The following is a 26811-nucleotide window of genomic DNA, read 5'->3' on the forward strand; positions in this document are numbered from 1 at the left end:
TATGACCGCAAGCGATCCGGAGCACCTGCGAACTTAAACCTTGCGACCACGGGGCCGTCCACATATGGATCCCCGGTATCACTCGACGCTAGTCCACCTACCTTCGTCGGCCGAACGGTGGATTGTCTCCACAAGTTGCTGAACGCGAAAACCGGCACGGAAATTAAATGGCTCCGCGTGTTTGCCAGCGATTGCTTCCACGAAACGCGCGACCTCAATCGCCTTCAGGTCGTTGAAGCCGAGCTGATGGCCGGGGGCGACACAGAACAGGCCGTAAGGGTCATGATCCGGCCCCGCCTCGATACGGCGGAAGCCACGTCGGCCACTTGCGTCGGCGGTGCTGTAGAAATGCAGTTCGTTGAAGCGCTCTTGAGTGAAGACGAGCGCACCCTTGGTGCCATAGACCTCGAAGTCATGCTGCATCTTTCGGCCGGTTGCGATCCAGCTGGCTTCGATCGTCCCGGAGGCGCCGTTGGCGAACCGCAGGAACGCGCGGCCGATATCGTCAACCTCGACGGAGCGGCGTCCGCCCTTGCCGTCGGGACGGCTCTTGATCGCGGTGACAACGTCGCCCATCACCCGTTCGATGGGTCCAAGCAGGAATTCCGCTGTGGCGAGAGCATGGCTGCCCAAATCAGCAAGCGCACCGCCGCCCGCCGGATCATGACGGAAGGTGAAGGGGCTCGCGGCATCCATCATGTAGTCTTCGGCATGAACACCGCGATAGCTGCGGATTTCGCCGAGTTCACCGCTCGCGATCATCTCGCGCGCAAGCGCGAACATGGGATTGCAAAGATAGTTGAAGCCTACCTGGGTCTTGACGCCCTTGGCCTCTGCCGCGTCTGTCATCTGTCGCGCATCGACGGCCAGTGGGGCGAGAGGCTTCTCGCAATAAACATGTTTTCCTGCGGCGATGGCCGCCAGCGCCATTTCCTTGTGGAGGGCATTTGGAGCCGTGATATCGATCACGTCGACCTCTGGATCCTCGATCAGGCTCCTCCAATCGCCACTTGAGCGGGCGAAACCGAGCATGCGCGCCGCTTGAGCCGCGAGCGCCTCGGTCTGGTCGGCAACAGTATGCAGGATCAGGTCGTAGGGCAGATCAAAAACACGTTGGGCCGCCGCAAATCCGAACACATGAGTCTTGCCCATGAAGCCGGTGCCGATCAGGCCGATCTTGAGTTGAGGCTTATTACTTGCCATTCAGTTGGGCTCCATTGACCACGAGCGCCGGGTCGATCCTGCCGGCGAAGAAATCCAGAACGTTCTGTACCGAGGAGACCGCCATCCGCTCACCGCACTCGGCAGTCAGGCCGGCGATGTGTGGACTCAGGATCACTTGATCCAGGGCAAAGAAGGGATTGTCAGCCGCCGGCGGTTCCTCGTCGAAGACGTCAATACCAGCCGCAGCGATGCGACCGTCCTGCAGCGCCGAAATCAGCGCAGCCTCATCCACGACGCCACCGCGCGCGGTGTTCACAAGGATGGCGGTCGGCTTCATCACCGCAAGCTCCTCCGCGCCGATCACCGGCCGCTCAGCTTTCGGCACGTTGACGGAAACCGCATCGGCCCAGCCAAGCCCTTCGCGTAGGTCCCTCGCCGGCGCAACCGGACCCTCAGGCCAGCCCTGCTTTTCGAGAAACGGATCATGCGCTCGCACTTCCATGCCGAACGCTGCGGCCATGCGTGCGAGGTGTCGTCCTATGCGGCCATACCCGATGACCAGAAGCCGTCCGCCCGAGAGTTCACAAGCCTCCAAGCCGTTCCGCCAGCTCCAATTGCCTACACGCACAGAACGATCAGCGCGGACCGCCCGCTTGGCCGCAGCCAAAAGCAGCATCATCGCGTGTTCGGCCACGGAAACCGAATTCACGTCGCCGACGATAGCGAGCGCGATCTTGCGGCTGTTGAGCGAGGCGAGATCCACAGCGTCATAACCGACCCCGTGGCGGGAAACGATCTTCAGCCTTTCCGCCTGCGCAATAGTCTGTGCGGACAGCGGCTGGGTGCGGATGACGAGGCCATCGGCCCTGCCGATCAGCGGAGCATAGCTCTCCTCGGACACCTCCTCGACATAGTCAAAAGTAATGCCAGGCGCAGAGCTAAGAAGTTCGATCCCGCTGGGGTGGAGCTTTCCAGCAATCAGGACATGAGGCATCAATAACCTCCTTTGCCGGCTTCAGCAGCGAGTGCCTCGGCGCTCGTTAGCTCGCGAAAGCGGGCCACACTGGCCTGAGCCGCCGCGGCAAGCAGACGCGAATCCCCTGAAACCGTCGTCATGTCGAAGCCCCATTTTATCGCGCGTGCCGCATAGTCGGCCGTACCGCAATGGAGCGCGGCGCGAATGCCAACCTTCTTGCAAGCTGCGACGATCCGTTGAAGCGCCTCGATCATTTCCGGCTCCTCTCGGTCAAAGCCCGGCGCGAGCCGACCTTGTGCCAGTCCCAGCGTCAGATCGGCCGGACCGACATAGATGCCGTCCAACCCCGGCGTGGCGGCGATGGCGTCAAGATTGGCCATGCCATCGGCTGTTTCGATCATGGCGAAGGCAAGAATCTCGTCGTTGGCATCGAGACCGTATATGCCGCCATGGGCGAAGGACGCTCGCGTGGGACCGAAACTGCGCTGTCCCATTGGGGGGTAACGGAGGAAGCTGACGAATTCCGCGGCCTGCTCCGCCGTGTTGACCATCGGGCAAATGATGCCCATCGCGCCAGCATCCAGCGCCTTCATGATGATGCCGGGCTCACGCCAGGGCACACGGGCCATCGGCACGACGCCGGAGGCGCGCATCGCTTGGAACATCGGCAACAGCATGGAGTAATCGAGCGCACCATGCTGGACGTCGATGGTGATGCTGTCATAACCCTGCGCCGCCATGATCTCGGCCGTGAAGGGATTGCCGATGGAGAGCCAGCCGTTGATCGTCGGCCTGCCCTCGGACCATATCTGCTTGAGCTTGTTCTTGATCAACGTTGCCTCCTCACATCACAATCTGGGCGAGCTTGGTGTCGAGATAGTCGCCGATTCCTTCGATGCCGCCCTCCCGGCCCATCCCGGAATATTTGGTGCCGCCGAATGGAGCCTCGGACGCGGCCAACGCGAAGCTGTTGATGCCCACCATGCCCGCCTTCAGCTCGGCGACGACGCGCCGGGCTCGCGCCGGGTTGCGCGTGAAGGCATAGGCGGAAAGCCCCATCTCGGAGGCGTTGGCCCGAGCGAGGGCCTCGTCGTCAGAAGAGAAGCGGGTGATGGCGGCGATGGGGCCGAAGTTCTCGTCCGAGAACACGCGCATGTCGTCAGTGATGTCGGTCAAAACCGTAGGCTCGAAGAAATGGCCGGCATTGAAGGCGCTCGCACGCCGTCCGCCCGCGACGAGCCTCGCACCAGCCTTTTCCGCTTCCGCGACGATGCGCTCGATCTCCGCGAGACGGCCCGCGTTGATCAACGGCCCCATCTCGACCGACGGGTCCAAGCCGTCTCCGAGCTTCAGCGCCCTGGCGCGGGCGGCGAAGCCCTCGACGAAGGCGTCGTGCAGGCTTTCATGGACGAAGAAACGGTCCGGCGTCACGCAGACCTGCCCCGCATTGGCGTATTTGGTCGGAACGGAAACATTGAGCGCGGTCTCAAGGTCGGCATCGTCGAAGACGATCAGCGGCGCATTGCCGCCGAGTTCCATCGAGACCTTCTTCACCGTGTCGGCCGCGTCACGGATCATCTGCTGGCCGACGCGAGTGGAGCCGGTAAGCGAGACCTTGCGCACAGCGGGTGACGCCATGATCGGCGTATAGGTCGTGCTCGTCGGCCCCACGACGAGATTGACCGCGCCTGCCGGCAGATTGCCGGCGCGCATGCAGTCGACCATCACCATGGCCACGCCTGGCGTCTGACTCGATGGGCGGATGATGATCGAGCAACCGGCGGCAAGAGCCGGTGCGACCTTGCGGGCAACCAATGCAGCAGGAAAATTCCAGGCGGTGAAGGCCGCGGCGATGCCGACAGGCTCGTGCAACACCTCGAACCGGCCGCCCGGCACCCGGGATTCGATGACACGACCATAGATACGGCGCGCCTCCTCCGCGCACCAGCGGAACTGATCGATCGCGAGCCCCCATTCGCGCTCAGACTGGGCGAGCGGCTTGCCCGTCTCGCTCGAGATCATCCGCATCGCCTCGTCCTTGCGGCGAAACATCTCATCGGCGATCGCGTGCAGAGCGTCCGCGCGCTCGAAGGCGCCCCTTGATTTCCAGGCGGCAAAGCCGCGTGCTGCACTTGCCAGCGCCTCTTCCGTGTCGGGCGACGCGGCGACCGGAGCCTCCCCGAGCGGTTTCTCCGTTACCGGACTTATTACCGGCGAGGTTCCGCCGTCCGACGCGCCGCGCCACTTGCCATCAATGAACAATCCGAAGTTCTGGTACATCGCCCTATCCGATCTCGCTGATTTTTACGAAGCGGCCCTCGACCGCCGATTTCATGGCGGCTTCGGCCAGCACCAGCGCCTGGCGCCCGTCCTCGAAGCCGACCTGCGGTGCTTCGCCCTTCTCAATGCAGTCGACAAAGGCATGGATTTCCGCGTCGAACGCTTCACGGTAACGCTCGATGAAGAAATTGAGATAGGGTTCAGCCGCGTCGACACTGACGGCACCGTATCGCCGCAGTTCATGCGGCTTGCGGTTGCCGCTGATCACCATACCGGCGGTACCCAGAAGCTCGACCCGCTGGTCGTAGCCATAGGTTGAGGTGCGCGAATTGTTGATGTGGCACTGCTTGCCGCTTGCCGTTCGCATGATGACCATGACGCTGTCATAGTCATTGAGTTCGTCCATCAAGGTCGGGTCGATCAGGCGCCCGCCGACGGCGAACACCTCCTCCGGCTCCTCGCCCAGCATGAAGCGGGCAAGATCGAAATCATGGATGGTCATGTCCCTGAACAATCCACCGGCCGTCTCGTAGTAGGAGCGCGGCGGCATGCCGGGATCGCGGGAACTGATGATGACCTGGTGCAGCTCGCCGATCTCGCCAGACCGGACGGCATTCCATGCCGCACGGTGGCCGGGATCGAAGCGCCGATTGAAGCCGATCTGCACCGGGACGTCTTTGGACCTAATCGCGTCGGCACATCTGTTGACCCGATCCAGACTGAGGTCGATCGGCTTTTCGCATAGTACCGGCTTGCCGGCGGCCACCGCCTTCTCGATATAGTCGGCATGTGTCTCAGTAACCGTAGCTACCAGAACAGCATCGACAGCGGTTGAGGCGAATACCTCGTCCGCCGATTCAGCCGCGACAACACCGTAGTGGGCCGCAACCTGCTCAGCCGATGCACGATGGATGTCAAATACGGCAGCCAATTCAGCGCGCGGATGGGCGGCGATGTTCGCGGCATGCATTCGGCCAATCCGCCCGCAGCCGAGTACGGCGATCTTCAACATGAGCTCCTCCCAAGGAAATTTCTGCAATGTTCATTGCATATCTATTGATTTGTCAATACGCATTTCGTAAGATTTGGGAAATGCATCAGCAAGGGAGGAGTCACGATGGGCCAAGGCACCATCCGATTGACCATGGCACAGGCGCTCGTGCGCTATCTGTGCAACCAATTCACCGAAATCGACGGCGACCGTGTTCCGCTGTTTGCCGGGGTATTCGGCATATTCGGACACGGCAATGTCAGTTGCCTTTCCGAGGCGCTAGAAGCCGTTCAGGACCAGTTGCCCACCTGGCGCGGCCAGAATGAGCAATCCATGGCACTCGCGGCAATTGGCTTTGCGAAAGCGAAAAGGCGCCGACAGCTTATGGTTGCGGCGTCATCCATCGGGCCGGGCGCGCTCAATATGGTTACGGCTGCGGGTGTGGCGCATGCCAATCGCTTGCCTGTCCTTTTGCTGGCGGGCGACACCTTTGCCAACCGTGTGCCAGATCCGGTGCTCCAGCAGGTAGAGCATTTCGGGGATCCGACCGTAACGGTCAATGACGCCTTCAAGGCTGTCAGCCGCTATTGGGACCGCATCACGCTGCCTGAACAGATCATCTCCTCTCTCCCCCAGGCGGTTGCGGCAATGCTGGACCCCGCCGATTGCGGCCCGGCCTTTATCAGCCTCTGCCAGGACACGCAGGAAAGGGCATGCGACTACCCGGAGGCATTCTTCAAGCCGAACGTCTGGTCCGTACCGCGCCCGCGCGCCGACCGCCAGAAGATCGCCGAGGCCGCGGAATTGCTGAAGACGGCGAAAAAGCCGCTCATCATCTCCGGCGGCGGTGTCCGCTATTCGCTGGCGGAAGAGACCGTAGCCGAATTTGCGACTCGACACGGCATTCCGGTCGTGGAAACCATCGCCGGCAAGGGCACTCTTACCCACGACCACGCGGCTCACGCCGGGCCGATCGGGATCATCGGCTCGACATCCGCCAACGCACTCGCGGCCGAGGCGGATGTGATACTTGCCATCGGAACGCGGCTTCAGGACTTCACGACCGGTTCATGGACGGCCTTTGACAGGCTGGCCAAGTTCATTTCGATCAATACCGCACGCTTCGATGCGACAAAGCACCGGGCGCTTTCGGTCGTCGGCGACGCGCTGGAGACGGTCGGAGAACTCGACGCGGCGCTTGGTGACTGGACGGCCGATCCGGCCCATATGAAGCAGGCACAAACCCTCTTTGCCGAATGGAACAAGCTGCTCGACAAGCATCAGGCGCCGACCAACGCGCCCGTGCCCACCTATGCGCAGGTCGTCCATGTCGTGAATGAAGCAGCCAAGCCGGCCGATACGCTGATTACCGCCGCTGGCGGCTTGCCCGGAGAAGTCACTAAGGGCTGGCGGGTCAAGAACCCTGGCACCTTCGACTGCGAGTTCGGTTTCTCCTGCATGGGCTATGAGATCGCAGCCGGCTGGGGCCATGCCATGGCCAAAGCAGGCGACGGCACCCCGATCGTCATGGTGGGCGACGGCACTTACATGATGATGAACTCCGACATCTATTCGACGGTCCTGACCGGCCACAAGATGATCGTCGTGGTTTGCGACAATGGCGGTTTTGCCGTCATCAACCGCCTGCAGAACTTCAAGGGCGTACCTGGCTTCAACAACCTGCTCACGGATTGCCGGATCAAGGACAGGCAAAACCCTCTCCATGTCGACTTCGCCAAGCACGCCGAAGCCATGGGCGCGCTGACACGGCACTGCGAAAGCCTTGCTGAGTTGAAAGCCGCGATGGAATGGGCGCAGACGACTGACCGTACCACGGTGATCTCTATTGTCACTCACGCTTTCGAATGGGTGCCGGGCGATGCCGACTGGGATGTCGGCGTTCCAGAAGTCTCCAACCGCGAGAGCGTCCAGAAGGCGCGCGCGCATCAACTGGAAATCCGCAGCAAACAGCGTATCGGGGTCTAATTTACATGAAAGCCAAACTTGGTATTGCGCCGATCGCATGGTGGAATGACGATCTGCCGGAACTGAGCGACGATGTCTCGCTTGAAGAATGCTTGCGCCAAGCCCGCGAGGCGGGCTTTACCGGCATGGAGACCGGGCGGCGCTTCCCCATGGATGCGGCCGAGTTGCAGCCGGTCCTGGCGCGCCACGGCATGAGCGTCTGCGGCGGCTGGTTCTCCGGCCTGCTGCTCGATGGCGATATCGAAGCAGAAAAAGATCGCATCGCCCAGCAAATGGCGCTCTTCAAAGCGGTGGGTGCACCCTGCATCGTCTATGGTGAAACGGCCGGCACGATCCAGGGGGATCGCTCCGCCCCACTCGCCACCAAGCGCCGCCTCACCGAGGATGAGATCAAGACCTACGGCCGTAAGATGACCGCTTTCGGCGAATGGTGCGTCGATCAGGGCATGCCGATCGCCTATCACCACCATATGGCCGCGCCCATCGAGACCGAGGACGAACTCGACCTTTTGATGAAGCACTCCGGCGAAGGCCTGCCGCTTCTCTATGACGCCGGCCACATGGCCTTCGCCGGGGGCGACGTGCTGCGGGTGATCGACAAGCACCATGCCCGCATTTCCCATGTCCACACCAAGGATGTGCGGATGGGCGTTATCGACGGACTCGACCGCATACGCGAAAGCTTCCTTGACGCAGTGATCAAGGGCGCTTTCACGGTTCCCGGTGACGGCTCGCTCGATTTCGAGGCCATCGTAAAGCGGCTGGCTTCCTACGGTTACGAAGGCTGGTTCGTCGTCGAAGCCGAACAGGATCCGAAACCTAACCCGCCGCTCGAAATGGCCAAGGTTGGTCACAGGGAGCTCCTGCGGGTCATGGCGGCGGCCGGTTATACGGTGGAGAATTGACATGAACCGCATGGATGGAAAGGTCTGCGTGGTCACCGGCTCAACCCAAGGTCTCGGCGCCGCCATCGCCCGTCGCCTGGCGGAGGCGGGGGCCGCTGGCATCGTGACGCTCGGCCGCAATGAGGCCAAGGGCCAACAGGTTGCCGACGCCATCACGCGTGATACCGGCATCAAAGTGCATTTCGTGCGCGCCGATTTGGGGAGCGTCGAGGATTGCCGCCATGTCATGGCGGAAGCCGAGCGGGTCTTCGCGAAGATTCACGTGCTGGTGAACGCGGGCGCGCTCACGGATCGCGGTACAATCCTCGACACCTCGCCAGAGCTGTTCGACCGGTTGTTCGCCATCAACGTGCGCGGACCCTATTTCCTGATGCAGGAAGCTATCCGCCGCATGATCCGTGACGGCATCGAAGGAGCGATCTGCAATATCGGCTCAATCTCCGAACATGCCGGGCAGCCCTTCATCAATGCCTACTGCGCTTCCAAGGGCGCCCTGTCGACACTGACCCGCAATACGGCATTCTCGGTGATGAAGAACCGTATCCGCGTCAACCAGCTGAATGTGGGCTGGATGGCCTCCGACCACGAACGGGAGCTACAGGCGGCCGAAACGGGCGATCCGGAGTGGGAGGCCAAGGCGGCCGCCCAGCTTCCCTTCGGCCGTCTCGTGGACCCGGAGGAGGCCGCCCGCGCCGTCAATTTCCTCGTGTCCGATGACGCCGGGTTGATGACCGGTTCGGTGGTCAATTTCGACCAGACCGTCTGGGGTGCGGCGGCCGGTGGAATGCCGGTACCCGACGAACCGCTCACCCTTTGAACTCAGCCGCGAACCTTATCGCAGTTCAACGCCCTGCTTTCCATTCAACGGGACGCAGGGCGTTATCTTGTGCGAAAAACGATCTCTTCGCTCGTCGACCGGCGGTATGACTTGGAATCGGAACGACGCAGTACAATTGGACAGAGCGCACATCCTGATCGTACCGGTAGCATGCGTTAAGGCGTTCAGGCCGTCGCAGGAAGGCCACAGGCGTCGGACACGTGGTCGATGCTGGCTTTCAGGTGAGCGGTGATCTCGGGATCTAGTTGAACGTCAGGATTGAAGGGTTCGACAGAGATGTATCCCTGATAGCCACCTTCGATAAGCGTGCGGAGCTGCCCGATGTTGCCTGCGCGGTCACCGGCAAAGACGAACCCGCGATCGGGCTCCGTCAATTCGTGGGGCGGGAGGTCCTCCCGTGCGATCCCGGAAATGTGGACGAGCCCGATATGTTCGGGAAACATCCGTGTGTCGCCGCAACGGTAGAACTGAAACGTATCGTGGCAAATCTGGAAAGCATCCCAGCCGCCGATATCGCTCACGGCCGCCACCGCTGCTTCTTGCATTTTCATCGTGCTGTCCTTCATGCCAAGGGGCTCGACAAAGCCGATGACGCCATGGTCCAGGAACATGGGCCGTAGCGCGCGAAGGGACTGACGCAGCTTTCGCTCAAGGTCCGCCTCGGACCAGCCATGGTCAGCCTCGATGACGGGGCACATGACGATTCCCGGCGCACCAAGAGCAGCCGCGTATCGGATCAATTGCAGCGCTTCTTCAGCGCGGGCATCGGTCCAGTCGTTGAAGCGTTGCAGCGCGTTGATCGACGCGAGCTTTAAACCGGCGTCCGAAAGAATCGCCCGCAAGCTTAGCGCGTCCATGCCGTTGGCGAATTCGCGCCCGGCGATGTCATTGCGGACCTCGACGGCCTCAACGCCAACCGCATGCGCGAGGGCAACAAACTGCTCGAGCGTCATCTGTGGCGAGCAGGTTCGATTGAGGGAAAAGCGGATGGCGCTCATCGATCACTCCAAAACTTGGAACTCAGAAACTTTGCTGCCCGGTCGCCTTTTCGATCAGCTTATCGATGGAGACGGCAAGCACGAGAAGAAGGCCTGTCACGATCAGGCGAACTTCGTTTTCGACGCCCATCAGATTGAGACCGTTTTGCACGGTGCCGATGACAAGCGCTCCAAGCAGTGCGGCATGGATTGAACCACGACCTCCGAAGAGACTAACACCGCCAATGACCGCTGCTGCGATGGATTCAAGCAGCAGGGTACCACCGCCGACACCACCACCGGAGAAAACGCCGACACCGAGGGTGCGCGATGCCGCGATCACGCCCGCAAGCGCGGCTACGCCGCCGGCAATGGCGAAGGCAGCCATCTTGATGCGCGGCACCTTGACCCCTGCTCTACGCGCGGCCTCGTCATTGTTGCCAACGGCATAGAGGTAAAGTCCGAATTGCGTTTCCTTCAGGACATAACCACCGACACCCAGGAGAATCGCAAAGACCAGCACGACCAAAGGAATACCCTGATGCGCATTGAGGAGTGCGACCACGACAGCTCCGAAGACAGCGGCACCGCCCAGCGGCAGGACCAGGCCCGTTGCCATCGAGACCTCAAGTCCATGGCGCTTGCGGCGAGCCAGGCCAGAGAGAACCAAGGCAGCAAAACAAACCATGCCGATTATATAGACACCCCAAGCCGCCGCTCCGGCAATCTTGATCTGGGCAATATTTTCAATCCCCGTTCCCAACAGGCCGTAGCGGGCAGTCTGCGGCAGCAAAATGAGCTGCAATCCGTTGAGAGCCAAACCGAGACCAAGGGTCACCACAAAGGACGGAACCCCGACAAAGGTTACCCATCGCGCCGACAGGCTGCCGATCACACTACCAACTACAATAGCGACCGGGACCGCCAGCCAGGGCGAAAAACCGAACTCCACGATGAGCTTGGCCATGAGCACCGCCGTGATGCCGTTGATCGCGGCAATGGACAGATCGATCTCCTTGACCAGCAGAACAAACATGATGCCCAGCGCCATGATGCCGACCACGGTGCTTTGCACCAGCAGGTTGGACAGGTTGCGCGGTGTGAGGAACACATCGTTTTGTGCCGCGAAAAACACAAACAAGGCGATGAGACCGATGACGATGGGAAGCGCGCGCAAGTCGGTCGACAGCAGTTCGCCAAAGCTGCGCTTGGGCGCAGGCGATGGAGCTGAGATATTTGAAGCGATATCAGACATTTTGCGAATTCCGGATACTGGGATTGAAGGGGCACATGGATTCAACCTGCAAGGTTGACATCTTCATTGCCGCCGACCATCGCGTTGACCACTTGCTCTCCGGTAACTTCTCGGGACTTGAAGCTGGCGACATTCGATCCCAGACGCATAACTTCAATCCGGTCCGTCGAATTTACGACGAAATGATGAATGTCATGGCTCACGACCACGATACCGAGACCATCGTCAGCCAGAGACCGGATCAACGAAGCAACCTGCTCGGCGGCCGAATGGCTGAGCGCTGCTGTCGGCTCATCGAAGATCACCACCTCGGGTTTCCATAGAATGGAACGGGCTATGGCAATGTTCTGGCGCTGGCCGCCTGACATGGCGCCAACGGGTCTTGTCAGTGAAAGATTGCCCAGCCGCATGCGTGTGAGAACCTCACGGGCACGAACCTCGCATTCAGCGCGCTGAATGCGCCGTCCGAACCAACTGGAACCGGTAAGCTCGCGTCCAAGAAAGAGGTTCTGAACCGCGTCGAGGTTGTTGCAGAGAGCGAGATCCTGATAGACCGTCTGAATGCCACGCGCCGTCGCGTCGGACGGAGTGCTGATGTTGGCAGCCTTACCCTTGAACAAATACTCGCCGGAATCGAAGCTGTGCACGCCCGCCATGACCTTCACGAGCGTGGATTTGCCAGCACCGTTGTCGCCTACAAGCGCCACGACCTCGCCCGCATGCACGTCGATCGACGCGCCGCGCAGTGCATGAAGCGATCCGAACGATTTGTGAATATTGCGCATGGAAATCAGGGGGGCGCCGCTTGCTTCCACCCGCGCATTTCGGACCGGTTGATCCGTCACCGTAGCAGTCATGATTCCTCCCAGTCGAACGTGAATGGGGGCAGCGCCTCCTGCCGCCCCCATCCCGGTCGAACTCCGCTTACATGTTTTTCTTGCAGACTTCCGTGTCTTCGATGCCTTGGCAAATTTCTGCCCAAGTCCACACGCCGGCCTTGACCACATCCTGGAGATTGTCGAGCGTGATGTTGGAGACGGGCAGGAAAACGGCTGGAACATCCATGTACTGGTTGTTGACCGTGCCGTTGACAAGCTCCTTCGGCACCCCTTTTCCATCAAGGATCGAAGCGACCACATCGGCGGCATAGGTGGCTTCGACCTTGAGGTCTTTCAGGACCGAATTGTCCTGCCAGCCCTGCGCAACATAGCGCAACGCCTCGACTGTGGCATCCTGCCCACCGGTGACCAGCTTGTCGCCGGGCTTGTAACCCTGGCTGATCAAGGCGGCGACAGAGCCGCCGGTCGTGCCGTCATTCATGCCAAGAAAAACATCGACATCACCCCCGGTTTTGGTCAGGCAGTCTTCGGCAAATGACTGGGCCAGTACGGGATCCCAGTTCTGGGTGTACTGCTCACAGACGACCTCAACCTTGCCGGAATCGATCAACGGCTGAAGGAATTCATTCTGGCCTTTCTCGTATTGGCCGGTGCCATATTCGCCCTGATTGCCCTTGACGCGAGCAACCTTGACCGGCGACTTGTCCATCGCTTCGATCAACTCAGCGGCGCGCTTGCCTTGGGCTTGCCCAACGGAGAGCGAGTCAAAGACCACGTGCGCCTCAGCTTTGCCGCCAACCGCATCATGGTCGTAGAGCACGACCGGAACGCCGGCTTCTTCGGCGGCCTTCAGACTTCCGGCTGCGAGGTTTGCATCAGAAGAAGTGTACAGAATCAGATCGGCACCTTGGGCGATTGCATCCTCGACCAGCCGCTGTTGGCGAGCGGGGTCGCCTTGACCGTTCTGAACGATCACCTCAACATCGGGCGCCTTCTCCTTCATCGCCTCTACGAAGAAGGGTGCATCACGGCTTTCGAAGCGGATGGTCGTGGAATTCGGCAGCAAAAAGAAGACCTTCTTGCCGTCATCGGCAAGCGCGGGCGCAGGCGCCGCAACGGCGCCAACAATGGCGGTGGTCGCTAGTAGTGCAAAAAGTCGCTCCATTTTCTCCTCCCATGGAACCATCGGACCGATGTGCGCGACAAGCGTCACACAGGGAGAGCTGCCGCTTTCAAGCGCAACGACCTATGCAATGCTTATTGCAGGACGACCATGGTCTGCAATTTGCCTTGAGTCAATAGAGAAGTTAATGATTTTTGCGTCACCCAAATTGCGCAATTTTCATTGCAACACCAGCTGTGGCGCGGGCGAGGGCCGTCGCACTGGGCGGCGGCGCGCTTTTTGCTTCATGCCCTTTCCGGCCTCATACACCTTCATGGTTGAGTCACGGTGGGAATCCGCGGCTCGTCAGCTTTCTGCAGTTTCGCAGCCAAAGCCACTGTAAGTGCCTGCGCCAGGCACATTGGTGCAGCGAGCGAGCGTGAGAAGGTATATTGATGCTCCGGGACGGCGAACAGCACATTCGCGTTCTTCGCGAGCGGCGACAGCGTTGAGTCGGATATGGCAATAATCGGTATGCTATTGGCCGCGGTCTGCTCGACCACATTGACCACCTCGGTAGCATAGAACCTGAAGGAAACCGCGAACAGCAGATCCGTTTGCCGGATTGCGTGCGCCATATGCGTGGCGAGTCCGCCGCTGGCGTCCAGCAAAACCACCCGTTTGCCGAGCATCGTCAGAATATAGCGCATGAGCTCCACGATGGGGGCAGAACGAAGCTGGCCGATCAGGTAAATTGTGTCCGCCGCCTCCATCATGTCGACCGCTTTGTCGATGGTTTCGGCGGAGATGCTGCTCAGCAGTTCCTGCAATGAAGCTATATCTCGCGAAACGAGATCATGGAGAAACGCCCCACCGCCCGCGTTACCTCGATCGCTCAATTCTGTCTCGAGCGCCTTGACACGGGCCTCGAATCCAGGGGCAGCCGTCGAAAGACGTTTCTGAAAGAGCGCCTGAAGTTCCTTGAACCCGTTATAGCCGAGCATTTGGGCGAAACGCACGAAGCTTGACGCGTGTATGCCGCATGCGTCGGCGATCGCATTCAGGGACATGACGGCAACATCGTTGGGATTCTGCGTAAGATAGACCGCGATCCGCTGATACGACTTGCTCATCTCGTCGTACCGTTCGTGAATGATGCGGATGAGCGCTTCGTAGTCCTTCGGCATTTCTTGACCTTGCATCGACTGTCCCTAGGCAATTTTCGTTGCATATTGCGCGGGAATTTCAGCAGTAGCCAGAGCAAATTGGCAAATTGGCAATTTCGCCATCGCGCCGCTCCACAATCGAAAAAAGTCAAGCCGCGCGAATAGGCGTTTGCGCGGCTTGACGATCTGCATCATAGGACAGCGAACATTTTTGGCGGCATTCGCCGCCAGACTCAGTAGGGGCTGTCCGGATTGTAGTAGTCGGCTGCGTTCGCCTTGGTGACCAGTGGGCTGGCGAGTTGATACGTGCCGCTAATCGGCGCTCCGGTGGCGTATTTCATGGTGGTCAATTCGATGGCCGGCACGATGAGGCTCGGGTGATAGAGCACATCGGCATCGATCATGTCGTGATCGCCGTCCATGACCGCCTTGACGATATCTTTCATGCCCCCACCGCCAAGCACTGTGATGTTCTCGCGTCCGGCCTGTCGGATGGCTTCCATCGCGCCAAGCGCCGGATCGTCGTCACCCGCCCACACCGCGTCGATTTCGGGGAAGCGTTGAAGGAAATCCTGCATCACCTCGAACCCCTTGTCCGGGTTCCAATTGGCGTATTGCATATCCAGAATCTCGATCTTGCTTCCCTTAAGCGTTTCCGTGAAGGCGTCGATGCGGATGTTGTCGATTGCGGTCGGGATGCCGCGCAGGACGACGATTTTCGCTCCGTCTGGAAACTTGTCCAGGAAGTACTGCGCGGAGGTCACGCCATATTGGCGATTGTTCCCGGCAACATAAAGATCCTCGATGCCCTCTTCGGCGAGCCCGCGGTCAATGACCGTAACGAACGCCCCCTTCGCCTTGACGGCCTTGACGGGTTCGGTCAACGGATCGGATTCGAAAGGCAGGATCACAAGCGCATCGATGTTGCGTGCCGCGAGATCTTCCACGTCGTTGACCTGATCCGTCGCATCGGATGCGGTCGCCAGAACGAATTCGATATTTGGAAATGCCTCCTTCATGCGTTCGATTGTGTCCTGGGCATAGTAGTTGAGGCCGCCGGTCCAGCCATGGGTTGCGGCAGGAATGGAGACGCCGATCGTGGCATCGGCCGCCAGCGCTGGCCCACACCAACCTGCAAGGGCAAGAGCGCCCGCGGCAACAACCGATTTCAGTCGATGGAACATCCGATTTACCTCCCTGGTTGAATGAAGCACTTGGCGCGTCAGCCTTGCGAGCGGTCACTCTGCAGCAGAACCGCAATGATGATGATCGCGCCTTGAAATGCGCCGTTGAGATGAGGGCTCACGACCCCCGTCAGATTCAGGATGTTGCTGATGAAGCCGAGGATCAGCACCCCGGCGACGGTGCCCCAGATGCGGCCGAACCCACCGCCGAGAGCGGTTCCGCCGATGATGACAGCGGCGATTGCCTCCAGTTCCCACATCAGCCCCGTGGAGGGCGTTGCGGTGCCGAGACGCGGGACGTAGATGGCGGTCGCTGCAGCGACTGCAACGCCCTGGATCACATAGGTAAGAATGCGTATCCGGTTGACCGGGATGGCGGAGTAGAGCGCGACATCGCGGCTGGACCCGATTGCCGCGACGTGGCGCCCGAAACGCAGCCGTCGCAACGCGACCTCGCTGACAACCGCCATAGCGGTAAAAAGTATGATGGGTACAGTGATACCGGCGATTTCACCGTAATAGATGGGGCGCGCGACAGAGCGCAAAGAGAAGTCAAGCGAGATCGAGCCGCCATCCGAAATCCAGGTCAGGACGGAGCGGAAGATGCCCATGGCGCCGAGCGTCACGATGAAGGCCTCGACCCGGCCCTTAACAATCATGACACCGTTGAGCAGCCCGGTAATTGCGCCGAATACAAGAGCAAACAGAATTCCGGCGGCAACCACGAACCAGCCGCCACCCAAATAGGCAGCCGCATTGTTCATCACGATGATCGTGACACCGGCCACCAAGGCCGATAGCGAGCCCACGGATAAATCAAGGCCACCCGCCGTGATCACGAAGGTCGCTCCGATGGCGATGATGCCGATGATGGCGCTGCGCGTGAAGACGTTCGAGAGGTTTTCCGCGCTCAGGAAGCTGTCGCTCATCAGGGCGCCGATGATCATCAGCAGAACGAGCGCCGCTAGCGGACCGGCCGCCTCCAGCACGCGGAAAGGAGACCGCGCAGCCGTTGTCTTGTCGCTCTGCGTCCCGCCTACGGCGATGTCAGACATGGTTTACCTCCTCCTGCAGGCCCATTGCGAAACGAATGATCTCGCATTCCCTGATGTCGTCACCGGTCAGTTCCCCGGCGACACGGCCCCGCCTCATGACCAGAACCCGGTCCGCCAGACCGACGATCTCCTGCATCTCGGAAGAGATGACCACGACGCTTTTTCCGGCGTCCGCTAACCGGGTGATGATCTCGTAAATTTGCTGCTTGGCTCCGATGTCGACGCCACGGGTCGGTTCGTCGAACACGACAAGTTCAGGGTCCGTGGCAAGCGTCTTGGCGATCAGGACCTTTTGCTGGTTACCGCCGCTTAACGCGCCTGCGTGTACATCAAGATTGCCCGCCCTTATGTCATAGGCCCGGACCGCCGCTTTAAGGTCACCGACCTCGGCGCGAAAGTCGATCCACGCACCGCCGCGTACCGCCCCCTTGGTCAGGGCGACATTTTCGGCGAGCCGCTTGCCGAGGAGCAGACCCTTGCCTTTCCGGTCCTCCGTCAGATAGGCGAGTTTCAGCCGCCACGCCTCGCGTGCCGAAGGCAGGCGCGTTTTGACGCCTTCTATCACGATGGATCGGCAGCTTGCCGGCCTCAGTCCGAGCAGTGCTTCAAAGAGTTCCGTGCGCCCTGAGCCGACAAGGCCGGCGATACCTAGGATCTCTCCTCTGCGAAGCTCGAGGCTTGCGTCCTGCACGGCGCCGGGCGCCGCGAGCCCGGCAACGCTGATCAGCGTCTCGCCATGCGAACGATTACCGCGTGCCGGATAAATCTCGGAAAGCGGGCGGCCCACCATCGCCTCGGCCATTTCCCCTTCGGAAATGCGATCGGCCTTTTCCACCCTCGCGATCTGGCCGTCGCGGAGCACGGCCACGCGGTCGGCTATCTCCTTCACCTCGTCTAGGCGATGAGACGTGAATATGACCGAGCCGCCGGCATCCCGGAACAAGCGAATCCGCACAAACAGCCGCTCGGCCTCACTCGCCGAAAGGACAGCGGTGGGCTCATCCATGAGGATGATCTTCGGCTCTCGGGCGAATGCCTTGGCGAGTTCGATCATCTGCCAGTCCGAAACCGGGAGATCGCGAAGCCGTGCACCCACCGGAACGTTGGAGCCAAGTTGCGCCAGCATGGCCCCGGAGGCCCGTTCCATCGCTTTGCGGTCCGTAAACAACCCGCGCTTCAGCTCACGTCCGAGGAAGACATTCTCTGCAACGGTCAAATGCGGCGCCAGGCAAAACTCCTGATGCACCATGACAATGCCGGCGCGCTCTGCCTCAACGAGCGAGGCTGGAGCCGAAGCGTCGTCGAACTGCAGCGATCCCAATGTCGGCACCGCGAGCCCGGCGGCGATCCGCATCAAGGTGGATTTCCCAGCCCCGTTTTCTCCAACCAGCGCGAGGACCTCACCTGGGTTGACCACAAGATCAATGCCCTTGAGCACTTCGATGGGCCCGTAGGACTTCGCGACTTGCTTGAAGGTGAGCAGAGGCATCCTTAGCGCCCCTCGCTGGTCGATCTTTTGGTGTCGCCCTGAATGTTCGGATATTCGTGGGGTCTTCGACCCGAGACAGCGGACATTGCCATTGCTCCTCCCAAAGCGCTTCATGCAATGAGAATTGCAATAGCTTAAATTTGTCAACCACTATTTCTCAACAAAAATTGCAACATTGTACGGCTGCAATGCCAAGATAGCTGGCGCGCGAGTTGAGGAACCTCGCCAGGTCACTCGGGCGGCAGGGCTCCGCTTGGTTTCCGAAAGCCCCGATCTCCTGCGATAAACTTTTGTACCATCGGACAGTCAGCCTATCCGGAGAAAACGGGAAGCTGACCGAGGGATTTCGCCAGAAGCTCGGCATTATCCAGAACCTACGAGGGCGTCTCATCACTTCGCGTCGAGCCGCTGGCCCGGAAGAGCCGCGCCACGCTGGCGGGCGCTGCTGGCTTTGCGGCTGCGCCAGCCGCGATCAGAGCGGAGAAACGCCTCCAGCATGTGCGGGATCAATGCAGCAGTTTCCACCGGCTCATAGAGACGGCTGTGCTCGGCCGCATATTGGTCGAGTTCCTCCTTGAGCGGTTCCGGCAGCGCGATCGTCAAACGCGCCACACCCACCTTCGGTAAGCGGCCAAGCTTCAATTCCGGCATGATTCACCTCCCGTCCATAAGAAATGGACATATTGACTGTTCAGATAATCGACATGGGCGATCAGATTGCGATGAAGCTGCGCGGGCAGTTCCACCGTCACCTTGACGAGCTTGTCCTCGACGAGGGGACGGAGCTTTGCCATGGTCAACTCCTGTAGGGTTCGAGCATTAGGTCGCGGGTGACGATAATCCTGACCGGAAAGCCCGGCCGGATCGTCAGCGTCGGCGCGACCTGCAACTGACGCTGGATGATTTGCTGGCCGGCCTGATTGATGGTGTCCTGCGCCCCGTCGCGGATGGCCTGGATCAGACGATCCTCGTCGCTGGTCGCGAGTTCGGTGCCGACCGCGAGCAGCGTCGAGAGGCCGGCGGCCTTGGCGAGATCCCACCAGTGATAATCGACGCCGTCCTCGAGACCGGCATAGCCCTGCGTGTCGGCGCCCGGCTGACGCTCCAGCACGAGGGAGCGGCCGTTGGGCAGAATGAGTCGGTTCCAGACGAGCAGCACGCGGCGTTGGCCGAACTGAACGCTGCTGTCGTACTGGCCGATGATGCGGGTGCCCTGGGGCACGAGAAGGAACCGGCCGCTCGGGCTGTCGTAGATGTTCTCTGTTACCTGCGCAGTGATCTGACCGGGCAAATCGGACCGGATGCCGGTGATGAGCGCGGCCGGTATGACGGCACCGGCCTGAAGCACATAGGGCGAGGCCGGCGGCATGACGCGATCCGAAGACGTCGTCCGGCGATCGACAGGGGCATTGAGGAACGCGAGTTGCCGGTCCTGCGCGATCTGCTGGACGGGCTGGCCGTTCAGGCCTGCCAGATCGGTACCCGAAACATTCGCTGTATTCACGCCTCCGGGTGAGGCCGCCGTCCCTGGTCCGGTCTGGAAGAAGACACGACTGGTTCGTGCAGCTTCCTCCTCTGCCAGCCGGCGTTGTTCCGCTTCGTCCACGGTGGGAGTCGTGATGGTCGGCGGCACGACGGGCTGGCCCCGGTTTTGAGCGTCGAGGATGGGACGGCCGAGGTCGCCGGGCAGCGCCGGACCGAGAACCGGGCCGGTATAGTCGCGCGGCAGGCCCGCAAGACCATCGGCGGTAGGCCGGTTCTCGGTCGAGTAGAGTTCTTCGCCGCCGGTACCGGCGTCACGGGACTGGAGCGCATAGATCAGCGCGCCGCCGATGCCTACCAGGGCGACTGCGCCCACGCTGGCGAGCACCTTGCGCGACAGGCGGGTGACGCGCGGGGGCTCTGCGCGAAGCCGCATCGGCGTGGCGGTGTTGGTTTCGTTCCCGCTCATGTCTCCTGCCCTCCGCTATGGCTCCGGGCGTTCGTCGCTTGCGAAGCTCCACTGGAGCTTCGCATCCACGAGAGTGGACCGCTCCTCACCCTCCCGTCCGTGCGGACAATTCTGACGGTCTGCTGGCGGTCGCCGCTGCCAAGGCGCAGCTCGGCCGCGCCGAACAGGCGGTCCACGATCAGGATGTGTCGATGGATGCGACTGTTGATGATCTGCGCTTCGCCGTTCGCGCCGAGGACGAAGATCGGCGGCATTTCGCCCTGCACGATGCCGCGCGGGAACTCGACATAGACCCTGCGGCCATCGTCATAGACGGCGACCGGCTTCCACGGCGGATTGTCACCCGCAAGGCCGTAGCGGTAGTTGCGCGCGGCCACAACCGGAATGACCGGCATGTCAGGGACGTTCCGGCGCTGGCTTGCCGGTGGCTGCGGATAGGCCCAGGCTACGGCTGGCATATAGGGTTTCTCGCCGGAGCGCAGCTCGATCATGTAAACGCGCCTGTCGGTCGTCACGACGAGATTGGTCGTGATGTCGGGCCGGGTCGGCTTGACGAGGATATGGACGCGGCGGGTCGTGCCGCTTCCGCTTTCCGTGTCGCCGATGATCCAGCGGGCGGTGTCGCCAGCCGCAATCGGCCCCGAGCCGGTCAGGCTTTCACCAGGCTCCAGCGCGATATTGGTGATCTGGCCCGGCGCGGCATAGACCTGATAGAGCGCGCCTTCCGACCAGGGATAAATCTGGATCGAGTTGTAATAGCCCTCGCGGCGCGGCTCGACACGGGCGGCGGCATTGGCATTCTCGACGCGCGCGGTCGGCGTGCCGGCGGCGTTGCCACCGCGAGCGACCGTCCAGGCCGGGGGCGTGTGCAGCGGCCGCGGCCGATCGTCAGTCACGGAAGCGGGTACTGCCGGTAAGGGTGGCACATTGGCGTCGTAGCTGATTTCCGGCGGCTTATAGGTGGCGCAACCCGCCAGCATCGTGGCAGAAAGCAGCAAAGCCGCGATTGCGGGTTTACGGAAAACCGGAACGGCGGGGTTGCGGATCATCGGCCGGCTCATTGGCTCATCTCCCGCGACCAGGAAATTGCATTGATGTAGATCCCGAGCGGATTGGCCCGGAGCCGTTCGGCGTCACGCGGCGGCTGGATCACGACGGTCAGGATCGCGGTCCAGCGTTCGGTGGTGGAGAGCTGGCCGTTCTCGAAATGCCGCTCGGTCCAGGCGACGCGGAAGCTGTCCGGCGATGCCCGGATGACGCTGGAGACTTCGACGGCGACCTGCTGGCGGCCGACGCGGGTGAACGGGTCATTGGCGCGGGCATAGTCATTGAGCGCCGCCGCGCCGCGATCGGTGGTCCACTCGTAGGCACGCAGCCAGTTCTGCCGCACAATGATCGGATCGGCCGGGATGGAGCGGACCTGTTCGATGAAGCGGCCGAGATGCCAGGCCACCTGCGGGTCGGTCGGACGATAGTCGGCCATGGCTGGAGCGACAGTCTGCGCCTGGCCGAGATTATCGACCTGCACCACCCAGGGAACGATGGTCCCGCGTGCCGATTGCCAGACAAGCGCGGCGGCGAAGCCGGCCGAAAGAACCAGGCTGCCGAAGGCCATCAGCCGCCAGTTCTTCGCCTGGACCCGGGCAGAGCCGATGCGCTCGTCCCAGACTTGTGCGGCCTTCTGATAAGGGGTCTCAGGTTCCGGCGTCTTGCCATAGTGGGTTGCCGGTCGTTTGAAGATGTTCATGTGCGGTCACTTGTCTGAAGGTTGACGGAGGAGCCGGAGCCGTGGCTGTCGCCGGAGCGGATCGCATGCGCGGCCGTGCTGACGCCGTGGCTCATCGCCTGGTTGCGTTTCATGCGCTTCGCCCAGTCGGGTGGGCCTTCACGGGCGGGCGCCGATCCAGCCGTCGAGGCAATGCTGCCGGAGGTGTCGCCGGTCGCGTCACCTCCGACCGTACCCATGGTCGAGGAGCCGCCGGTTGCCCCGAAGCCACCCTTCACGCCGTCCGAGAAGCTGGATCTGACGCTCTCGCTGGCTCGCGTGGCGGCCCGACGGAGCGGTGAACTGGCTGCCGATCCGGCAGCGCGGGCAACGCCGCCAAGACCGGAGGCGACGCCGGAAGCGCCGGTCTGCCCCATGGAGCCGAGGGTGTAGGCGGAAGAAGCCGCGCCGGCGGCGGCCGCCCCACCACGGACGGCGGCGGCGCCACCAGACAAGGCAGCAGCCCCTCCCTTCGCGGCGAGCCCGGCCGCTCCACCCGCAGCAAGAGCCGCGCCACCGACCGCGAGGCCGGTGCCAACCGCGGCGCCTGCGCTGAGTTGCGGCCCACCGGAAACAAGACCGCTCGCGACACCAGGTCCGAATATGCCGAGGCCGAGAAGGGAGAGAGCGGCCAGGACGACAGCCATGGCGTCATTGATGGTCGGGGTCTGACCGCCGAAACCGGCCGTGAACTGGCTGAAGAGCGTGGAGCCGATGCCGATGATGACGGCGAGCACCAGCACTTTGATGCCACTCGAAATCACATTGCCAAGCACACGCTCGGCCATGAAGGCGGTCTTCCCGAACAGGCCGAAGGGGATCAGCACGAAGCCGGCGAGCGTCGACAGCTTGAACTCGATCAGCGTCACGAAGAGCTGTACGGCCAGAATGAAGAAGGCGAGGATGACTAGCGCCCAGGCGAAGAGCAGGCATGCGATCTGGATGAAATTCTCGAAGAATGCGACCCAGCCCATCAGATCGGAAATGGACTCCAGCAGTGGCCGGGCGGCGTCGAGGCCGGTTTGCGCCACCTTGCCGGGGCGCATCAGATCCTGCGCGGAGAAGCCCGTGCCAGAGGCTTTCAAGCCCAGGCCGGAAAAGCTCTCGAAGACGATCTTTGCGAGGTTGTTCCAGTTGGAGATGAGATAGGCGAAGACGCCGACGAACAGCGTCTTCTTGACGAGCCGTGCGATGATGTCGTCATCGGCGCCCCAGCTCCAGAACAGGGCGGCAAGCGTCACGTCGATGACGATGAGCGTGGTGGCGATGAACGCCACCTCGCCGCCGAGCAGGCCAAAGCCCGAGTCGATGTAGCGGGTGAAGACCCCGAGAAAATTATCAATGACACCCGCGCCGCCCATGCTTCATCGCCCTTCTGTCGATTGCGGAGCGGCAGGTGCGGGCGAGCGACCGAGGAAGCGATCACGGGTTTCGGCCCAGACGCGCAGGCATTCTGCATCGCTGGCCGCCCGCTGCCCGAGCTGCTGGCAACGGCGCTGGCTCTCGCGCAGCAGATCGCGTTCAGGCTCGACGAGGCGCGCCGGCGGAGACGACGGCACCTCGTCTTTGCGGGTCATCTCGATGACCGCGGCCGTGAGGGCCGCGGCCACGAACACGACAGCGCCCAGCCGGGCCAGCATCTTGCCGTCCATAGCGGTGCCCTCAGTTTCCGTTGAACATCTGCGCATTGCCGGGCTGGTAGCCGGCGCCTGGCGTCAGGAAGCGCTCCCGCTGGACACGCCCCTGCTCGGCAGCCGCCGTGCGTTCGGCCTCGGTGAGCGCGCCCGCACGGCCGTTGGCGGCAAGCAACGCGACCAGGTCGGAGAGCTGCTGCGACTGGAGCGCCAGAAGCTGGTTGCCGGCCTGCGTCGCCTGAAGCGCGCCGGTGGCGCTCTGGCTCCGGCCAACGAGTGCCGACATCTGAGTGCGATTGGTGTCGATGTTGCCGACGACGCCTGCCTGCACGCGCATGGCATCCTGCAAGCCTCCCACCGTGTTCTGCCAGCGGGTACGGGCATCGGCGACGAGCTGCTGGTCCGTCGCCGACATCGACACATTGCCGTATTGCTGCTGGAACGCCTGGTCGATGCGCTGCACGTCGAAGGCGATGTTCTGCGCCTGGCTCAAGAGTTGCTGCGTGCGCTGGACGTTCTGCTGCAACTGCTGGAGCGAGGAGAATGGCAGGCTCGCCAGATTGCGGGCCTGGTTCATCAGCATGGTCGCCTCGTTCTGAAGCGAGGTGATCTGGTGGTTGATCTGCTCCAGCGTCCGGGCGGCGGTCAGCACGTTCTGCGCGTAGTTGCTGGGATCGAAGACGATCCGCCACGCATGAGCCGGCGAGGTCAGGGCCGGCGAAAGCGCAAGTGGCGCAGCAAGGAAGGTGGCGGCCAGGAGAACGGCGCGCGAGCGGAAACGGCGGATGGTCATGGTTGTGGGTCCTTTTCGGGCTGGGGGATGAACGTCGGGAAGTTGGGAACGAGATCGACCGCCCAGCCGACGTCGCGGGCTTTGAGCCAGGCGGCAAGGAATCCGTCGGGACCGTGTTCGGCGACGAGGCTGGCGATCAGCGATTGGTCGGTCTTGGACGATGCGGCGCAGAGCGCGAGCCCGACTTCGGACAGGCCGAGCTCGAACAGGCGGTTGCCGCGCCGGGACTGGCAGTAGTAGTCGCGCTTGGGCGTCGCCCGGGCGAGGATTTCTATCTGGCGGTCATTGAGGCCGAAGCGCCGATAGATCGCAGTGATCTGCGGCTCGACGGCGCGTTCGTTCGGAAGCAGGAGCCGCGTCGGGCAGCTCTCGATGATGGCCGGTGCGATGTCGGAATTGTCGATGTCGCTGAGCGATTGCGTAGCGAAGACGACCGAAGCGTTCTTCTTGCGCAGGGTTTTCAGCCATTCGCGGAGCTGACCGGCAAAGCCCTCATCGTCCAGCGCAAGCCAGCCTTCGTCGATGATCAGCAGTGTCGGCCGCCCGTCGAGCCGGTCGCCGATGCGATGGAAGAGATAGGCGAGCACGGCGGGCGCGGCCCCGGTCCCGACAAGGCCCTCGATCTCGAAGGCCTGCACGTCGGCGGAACCGAGATGTTCCGCTTCGGCGTCGAGCAGCCGGCCATAGGTGCCGCCCACGCAGTAGGGCCGCAGCGCCTGCTTGATGTCGTTGGATTGGAGCAGGACCGCAAGGCCGGTGATAGTGCGTTCTTCGACCGGCGCGGAGGCGAGTGAGGTCAGCGCCGTCCAGAGATGCTCCTTCACCTCCGGCGTGATCGTGATGCCTTCGCGCATGAGGATCGCCACGATCCAGTCGGCAGCCCAGGCGCGCTCAAACGTGTCGTGAATGCCCGAGAGCGGCTGGAGCGAGACGGAAGAATCCGAGCCTTCGGTCAGTCCGCCGCCGAGGTCGTGCCAGTCGCCGCCCATGGCGAGCGACGCAGCGCGGATGCTGCCGCCGAAATCGAACGCGAAGACCTGGCTGCGTTCGTAGCGGCGGAACTGGAGCGCCATGAGGGCGAGCAACACGCTCTTGCCGGCACCGGTCGGGCCGACGACAAGGGTGTGGCCTACGTCGCCGACATGCAAAGAAAACCGGAACGGGGTCGAGCCTTCGGTCCTGCCGTAAAGCAGCGGGGGCGCGCCGAAGTGCTCGTCCCGTTCCGGCCCCGCCCACACGGCGGAGAGGGGGATCATGTGGGCGAGATTCAATGTGCTGATTGGCGGCTGGCGGACGTTGGCGTAGGCGTGGCCGGGGAGCGAGCCGAGCCAGGCGTCCACCGCGTTGACCGTCTCGATCATGGCCGTGAAGTCGCGGCCTTGCATGATCTTCTCGACGAGCCGCAGCTTCTCGTCGGCCAGGCGCGGATCGGCATCCCAGACGGAGACGGTGGCCGTGACGTAGGCCATGCCGGCCACGTCCGCGCCGAGTTCCTGCAGCGCCATGTCGGCGTCGGCGGCCTTGTTCGCCGCATCTGTGTCCACGAGCGCTGATTGCTCGTTGGTCATCACCTCTTTCAGGATCGCGGCGATGCTCTTGCGCTTGGCAAACCACTGGCGACGAATCTTGGTGAGCAGGCGCGTCGCATCGGTCTTGTCGAGCAGGATCGCGCGCGTCCTCCACCGATAGGGGAACGGCAGCCGGTTCATCTCGTCGAGCAGGCCGGGCGTCGTGACGGTTGGGAATCCCGTGACGGTCAGAACTCGGATATGCCGGTCGCCCAAGCGCGGCTCCAGCCCGCCGGTCAGCGGTTGGTCGGCGAGCAGCGCGTCGAGATGCATCGGGACTTCCGGTACCCGCACGCGATGCCGGTTGGTCGAGATGGTGGAGTGCAGGTAGGTCAGCGTCCCGGCGTCATCGAGCCAGGCGCATTCCGGCATGAAGCCGTCGAGCAACGCCAGCACGCGGTCGGTGCGGTCAATGAAGCCGCGCAGGACTTCCCACGGATTCACGCCGGATTGTTCGCGGCCCTCGTAGAGCCAGGTTTCCGCACGGGCAGCGTCCTCGGCGGGCGGTAGATAGAGAAACGTGAGGAAATAGCCGGACACGAAGTGCGTGCCGGCTTCCTCGAACTCGGCCTTGCGCTCGGCATCGACCAGCGCCGATGCCGCTTCGGGAAAGGTGCTTTCGGGATAGGTCGCGGCCTCGCTCCGCTGCGCCTCGACGAAAATGCTCCAGCCGGAGCCGAGACGGCGGAAGGCGTTGTTGATGCGGTCGGCGACCGCGACCAGTTCGGCCGCGACAGCGGAATCCAGATCGGGCCCGCGAAACTTCGCGGTGCGCTGGAACGAGCCATCCTTGTTGAGCACGACGCCCTGCCCGACCAGGGCGGCCCAGGGCAGATAGTCGGCAAGCCGGCTACAGGTGCGGCGATATTCGGCGAGATTCATCATTGCGACGC

The 26811-nt window shown here is 62.2% G+C and carries 25 protein-coding genes; 3 read left to right on the top strand and 22 right to left on the bottom strand.

Features of this window, described 5'->3' with window-relative positions; translation table 11 throughout:
• Window positions 1-78: 78 nt before the first annotated feature.
• Genes ACVNHC_RS22025 through iolG form a run of 5 tightly spaced genes read right to left on the bottom strand, consistent with a single transcriptional unit; the run spans window position 79 to window position 5432 of the window.
• Complete coding sequence (locus ACVNHC_RS22025) at window positions 79-1203, bottom strand: Gfo/Idh/MocA family protein (protein ID WP_457169483.1); 1125 nt, start codon at window positions 1201-1203, stop codon at window positions 79-81.
• On the bottom strand, window positions 1193-2158 hold the full coding sequence (locus tag ACVNHC_RS22030; RefSeq protein ID WP_457169485.1) for a hydroxyacid dehydrogenase: 966 nt from the start codon (window positions 2156-2158) through the stop codon (window positions 1193-1195). Before ACVNHC_RS22030 ends, ACVNHC_RS22025 begins: the two co-directional genes overlap by 11 nt.
• Complete coding sequence (locus tag ACVNHC_RS22035; RefSeq protein WP_457169487.1) at window positions 2158-2973, bottom strand: HpcH/HpaI aldolase family protein; 816 nt, start codon at window positions 2971-2973, stop codon at window positions 2158-2160. The genes ACVNHC_RS22030 and ACVNHC_RS22035 overlap by 1 nt, the downstream gene beginning before the upstream one ends.
• A gap of 10 nt (window positions 2974-2983) precedes the next feature.
• Entirely contained in the window at window positions 2984-4420 is a 1437-nt protein-coding gene (locus ACVNHC_RS22040; protein ID WP_457169489.1) for an NAD-dependent succinate-semialdehyde dehydrogenase, read from the bottom strand.
• Window positions 4421-4424: 4 nt separating this feature from the next.
• Window positions 4425-5432, bottom strand: coding sequence for an inositol 2-dehydrogenase (gene iolG, locus ACVNHC_RS22045; RefSeq protein WP_457169491.1), 1008 nt, complete (start codon window positions 5430-5432; stop codon window positions 4425-4427).
• Between the two features lie 105 nt (window positions 5433-5537).
• On the opposite strand from iolG, the gene iolD reads away from it, so the two are divergent.
• From iolD to ACVNHC_RS22060, 3 genes are read left to right on the top strand one after another with little or no spacing between them, the layout of a single operon-like run.
• A complete protein-coding gene (iolD, locus tag ACVNHC_RS22050; RefSeq protein ID WP_457169493.1) occupies window positions 5538-7397 on the top strand; it encodes a 3D-(3,5/4)-trihydroxycyclohexane-1,2-dione acylhydrolase (decyclizing) in 1860 nt (619 codons plus the stop codon).
• A 5-nt stretch (window positions 7398-7402) separates the two neighbouring features.
• On the top strand, window positions 7403-8302 hold the full coding sequence (iolE, locus tag ACVNHC_RS22055) for a myo-inosose-2 dehydratase (RefSeq protein ID WP_457169495.1): 900 nt from the start codon (window positions 7403-7405) through the stop codon (window positions 8300-8302).
• A gap of 1 nt (window position 8303) precedes the next feature.
• The gene (locus ACVNHC_RS22060) at window positions 8304-9119 is read left to right on the top strand and encodes an SDR family oxidoreductase (RefSeq protein WP_457169497.1); all 816 of its coding nucleotides are present in this window, start codon (window positions 8304-8306) and stop codon (window positions 9117-9119) included.
• A gap of 185 nt (window positions 9120-9304) precedes the next feature.
• Here the strand turns inward: ACVNHC_RS22060 and ACVNHC_RS22065 are convergent, their stop codons facing one another.
• The 17 genes from ACVNHC_RS22065 to trbE form a co-directional block, all read right to left on the bottom strand.
• Window positions 9305-10138: a TIM barrel protein gene (locus tag ACVNHC_RS22065; protein ID WP_457169499.1), complete on the bottom strand. Its 834-nt coding sequence runs from the start codon at window positions 10136-10138 to the stop codon at window positions 9305-9307.
• Window positions 10139-10160: 22 nt separating this feature from the next.
• The gene (locus ACVNHC_RS22070; protein WP_457169501.1) at window positions 10161-11372 is read right to left on the bottom strand and encodes a sugar ABC transporter permease; all 1212 of its coding nucleotides are present in this window, start codon (window positions 11370-11372) and stop codon (window positions 10161-10163) included.
• Between the two features lie 41 nt (window positions 11373-11413).
• Window positions 11414-12229: an ATP-binding cassette domain-containing protein gene (locus tag ACVNHC_RS22075; RefSeq protein WP_457169503.1), complete on the bottom strand. Its 816-nt coding sequence runs from the start codon at window positions 12227-12229 to the stop codon at window positions 11414-11416.
• 67 nt (window positions 12230-12296) lie between these two features.
• Entirely contained in the window at window positions 12297-13376 is a 1080-nt protein-coding gene (locus tag ACVNHC_RS22080) for an ABC transporter substrate-binding protein (RefSeq protein WP_457169505.1), read from the bottom strand.
• Window positions 13377-13645: 269 nt separating this feature from the next.
• A complete protein-coding gene (locus tag ACVNHC_RS22085) occupies window positions 13646-14500 on the bottom strand; it encodes a MurR/RpiR family transcriptional regulator (RefSeq protein WP_457169507.1) in 855 nt (284 codons plus the stop codon).
• 212 nt (window positions 14501-14712) lie between these two features.
• Entirely contained in the window at window positions 14713-15663 is a 951-nt protein-coding gene (locus ACVNHC_RS22090; protein WP_457169509.1) for a substrate-binding domain-containing protein, read from the bottom strand.
• 38 nt (window positions 15664-15701) lie between these two features.
• A complete protein-coding gene (locus tag ACVNHC_RS22095; RefSeq protein WP_457169511.1) occupies window positions 15702-16718 on the bottom strand; it encodes an ABC transporter permease in 1017 nt (338 codons plus the stop codon).
• Complete coding sequence (locus ACVNHC_RS22100) at window positions 16711-18207, bottom strand: sugar ABC transporter ATP-binding protein (protein ID WP_457169513.1); 1497 nt, start codon at window positions 18205-18207, stop codon at window positions 16711-16713. Before ACVNHC_RS22100 ends, ACVNHC_RS22095 begins: the two co-directional genes overlap by 8 nt.
• Window positions 18208-18597: 390 nt before the next feature.
• The gene (locus tag ACVNHC_RS22105) at window positions 18598-18858 is read right to left on the bottom strand and encodes a DUF2274 domain-containing protein (RefSeq protein WP_457169515.1); all 261 of its coding nucleotides are present in this window, start codon (window positions 18856-18858) and stop codon (window positions 18598-18600) included.
• The gene (locus ACVNHC_RS22110) at window positions 18846-19001 is read right to left on the bottom strand and encodes a DUF2274 domain-containing protein (RefSeq protein WP_457169517.1); all 156 of its coding nucleotides are present in this window, start codon (window positions 18999-19001) and stop codon (window positions 18846-18848) included. Before ACVNHC_RS22110 ends, ACVNHC_RS22105 begins: the two co-directional genes overlap by 13 nt.
• A gap of 2 nt (window positions 19002-19003) precedes the next feature.
• Complete coding sequence (locus ACVNHC_RS22115) at window positions 19004-20158, bottom strand: TrbI/VirB10 family protein (RefSeq protein ID WP_457169519.1); 1155 nt, start codon at window positions 20156-20158, stop codon at window positions 19004-19006.
• Window positions 20155-21219, bottom strand: coding sequence for a P-type conjugative transfer protein TrbG (gene trbG / locus ACVNHC_RS22120; protein WP_457169521.1), 1065 nt, complete (start codon window positions 21217-21219; stop codon window positions 20155-20157). Before trbG ends, ACVNHC_RS22115 begins: the two co-directional genes overlap by 4 nt.
• Window positions 21216-21905 carry a conjugal transfer protein TrbF gene (gene trbF / locus ACVNHC_RS22125; RefSeq protein WP_457169523.1) on the bottom strand — a complete coding sequence of 230 codons (690 nt, stop codon included), beginning with the start codon at window positions 21903-21905 and terminating at the stop codon, window positions 21216-21218. The genes trbG and trbF overlap by 4 nt, the downstream gene beginning before the upstream one ends.
• Complete coding sequence (gene trbL / locus ACVNHC_RS22130; protein ID WP_457169525.1) at window positions 21902-23284, bottom strand: P-type conjugative transfer protein TrbL; 1383 nt, start codon at window positions 23282-23284, stop codon at window positions 21902-21904. The genes trbF and trbL overlap by 4 nt, the downstream gene beginning before the upstream one ends.
• Window positions 23285-23287: 3 nt before the next feature.
• Window positions 23288-23575, bottom strand: coding sequence for a putative entry exclusion protein TrbK-alt (trbK-alt, locus tag ACVNHC_RS22135; protein ID WP_457169527.1), 288 nt, complete (start codon window positions 23573-23575; stop codon window positions 23288-23290).
• Window positions 23576-23585: 10 nt separating this feature from the next.
• Window positions 23586-24350 (bottom strand): P-type conjugative transfer protein TrbJ, encoded by a 765-nt coding sequence (gene trbJ, locus ACVNHC_RS22140; protein ID WP_457169529.1) that lies wholly within the window; start codon window positions 24348-24350, stop codon window positions 23586-23588.
• Window positions 24347-26803 (bottom strand): conjugal transfer protein TrbE, encoded by a 2457-nt coding sequence (gene trbE, locus ACVNHC_RS22145; protein WP_457169531.1) that lies wholly within the window; start codon window positions 26801-26803, stop codon window positions 24347-24349. Before trbE ends, trbJ begins: the two co-directional genes overlap by 4 nt.
• Window positions 26804-26811 lie beyond the last annotated feature (8 nt).

Source organism: Pannonibacter sp. Q-1, assembly GCF_054073275.1.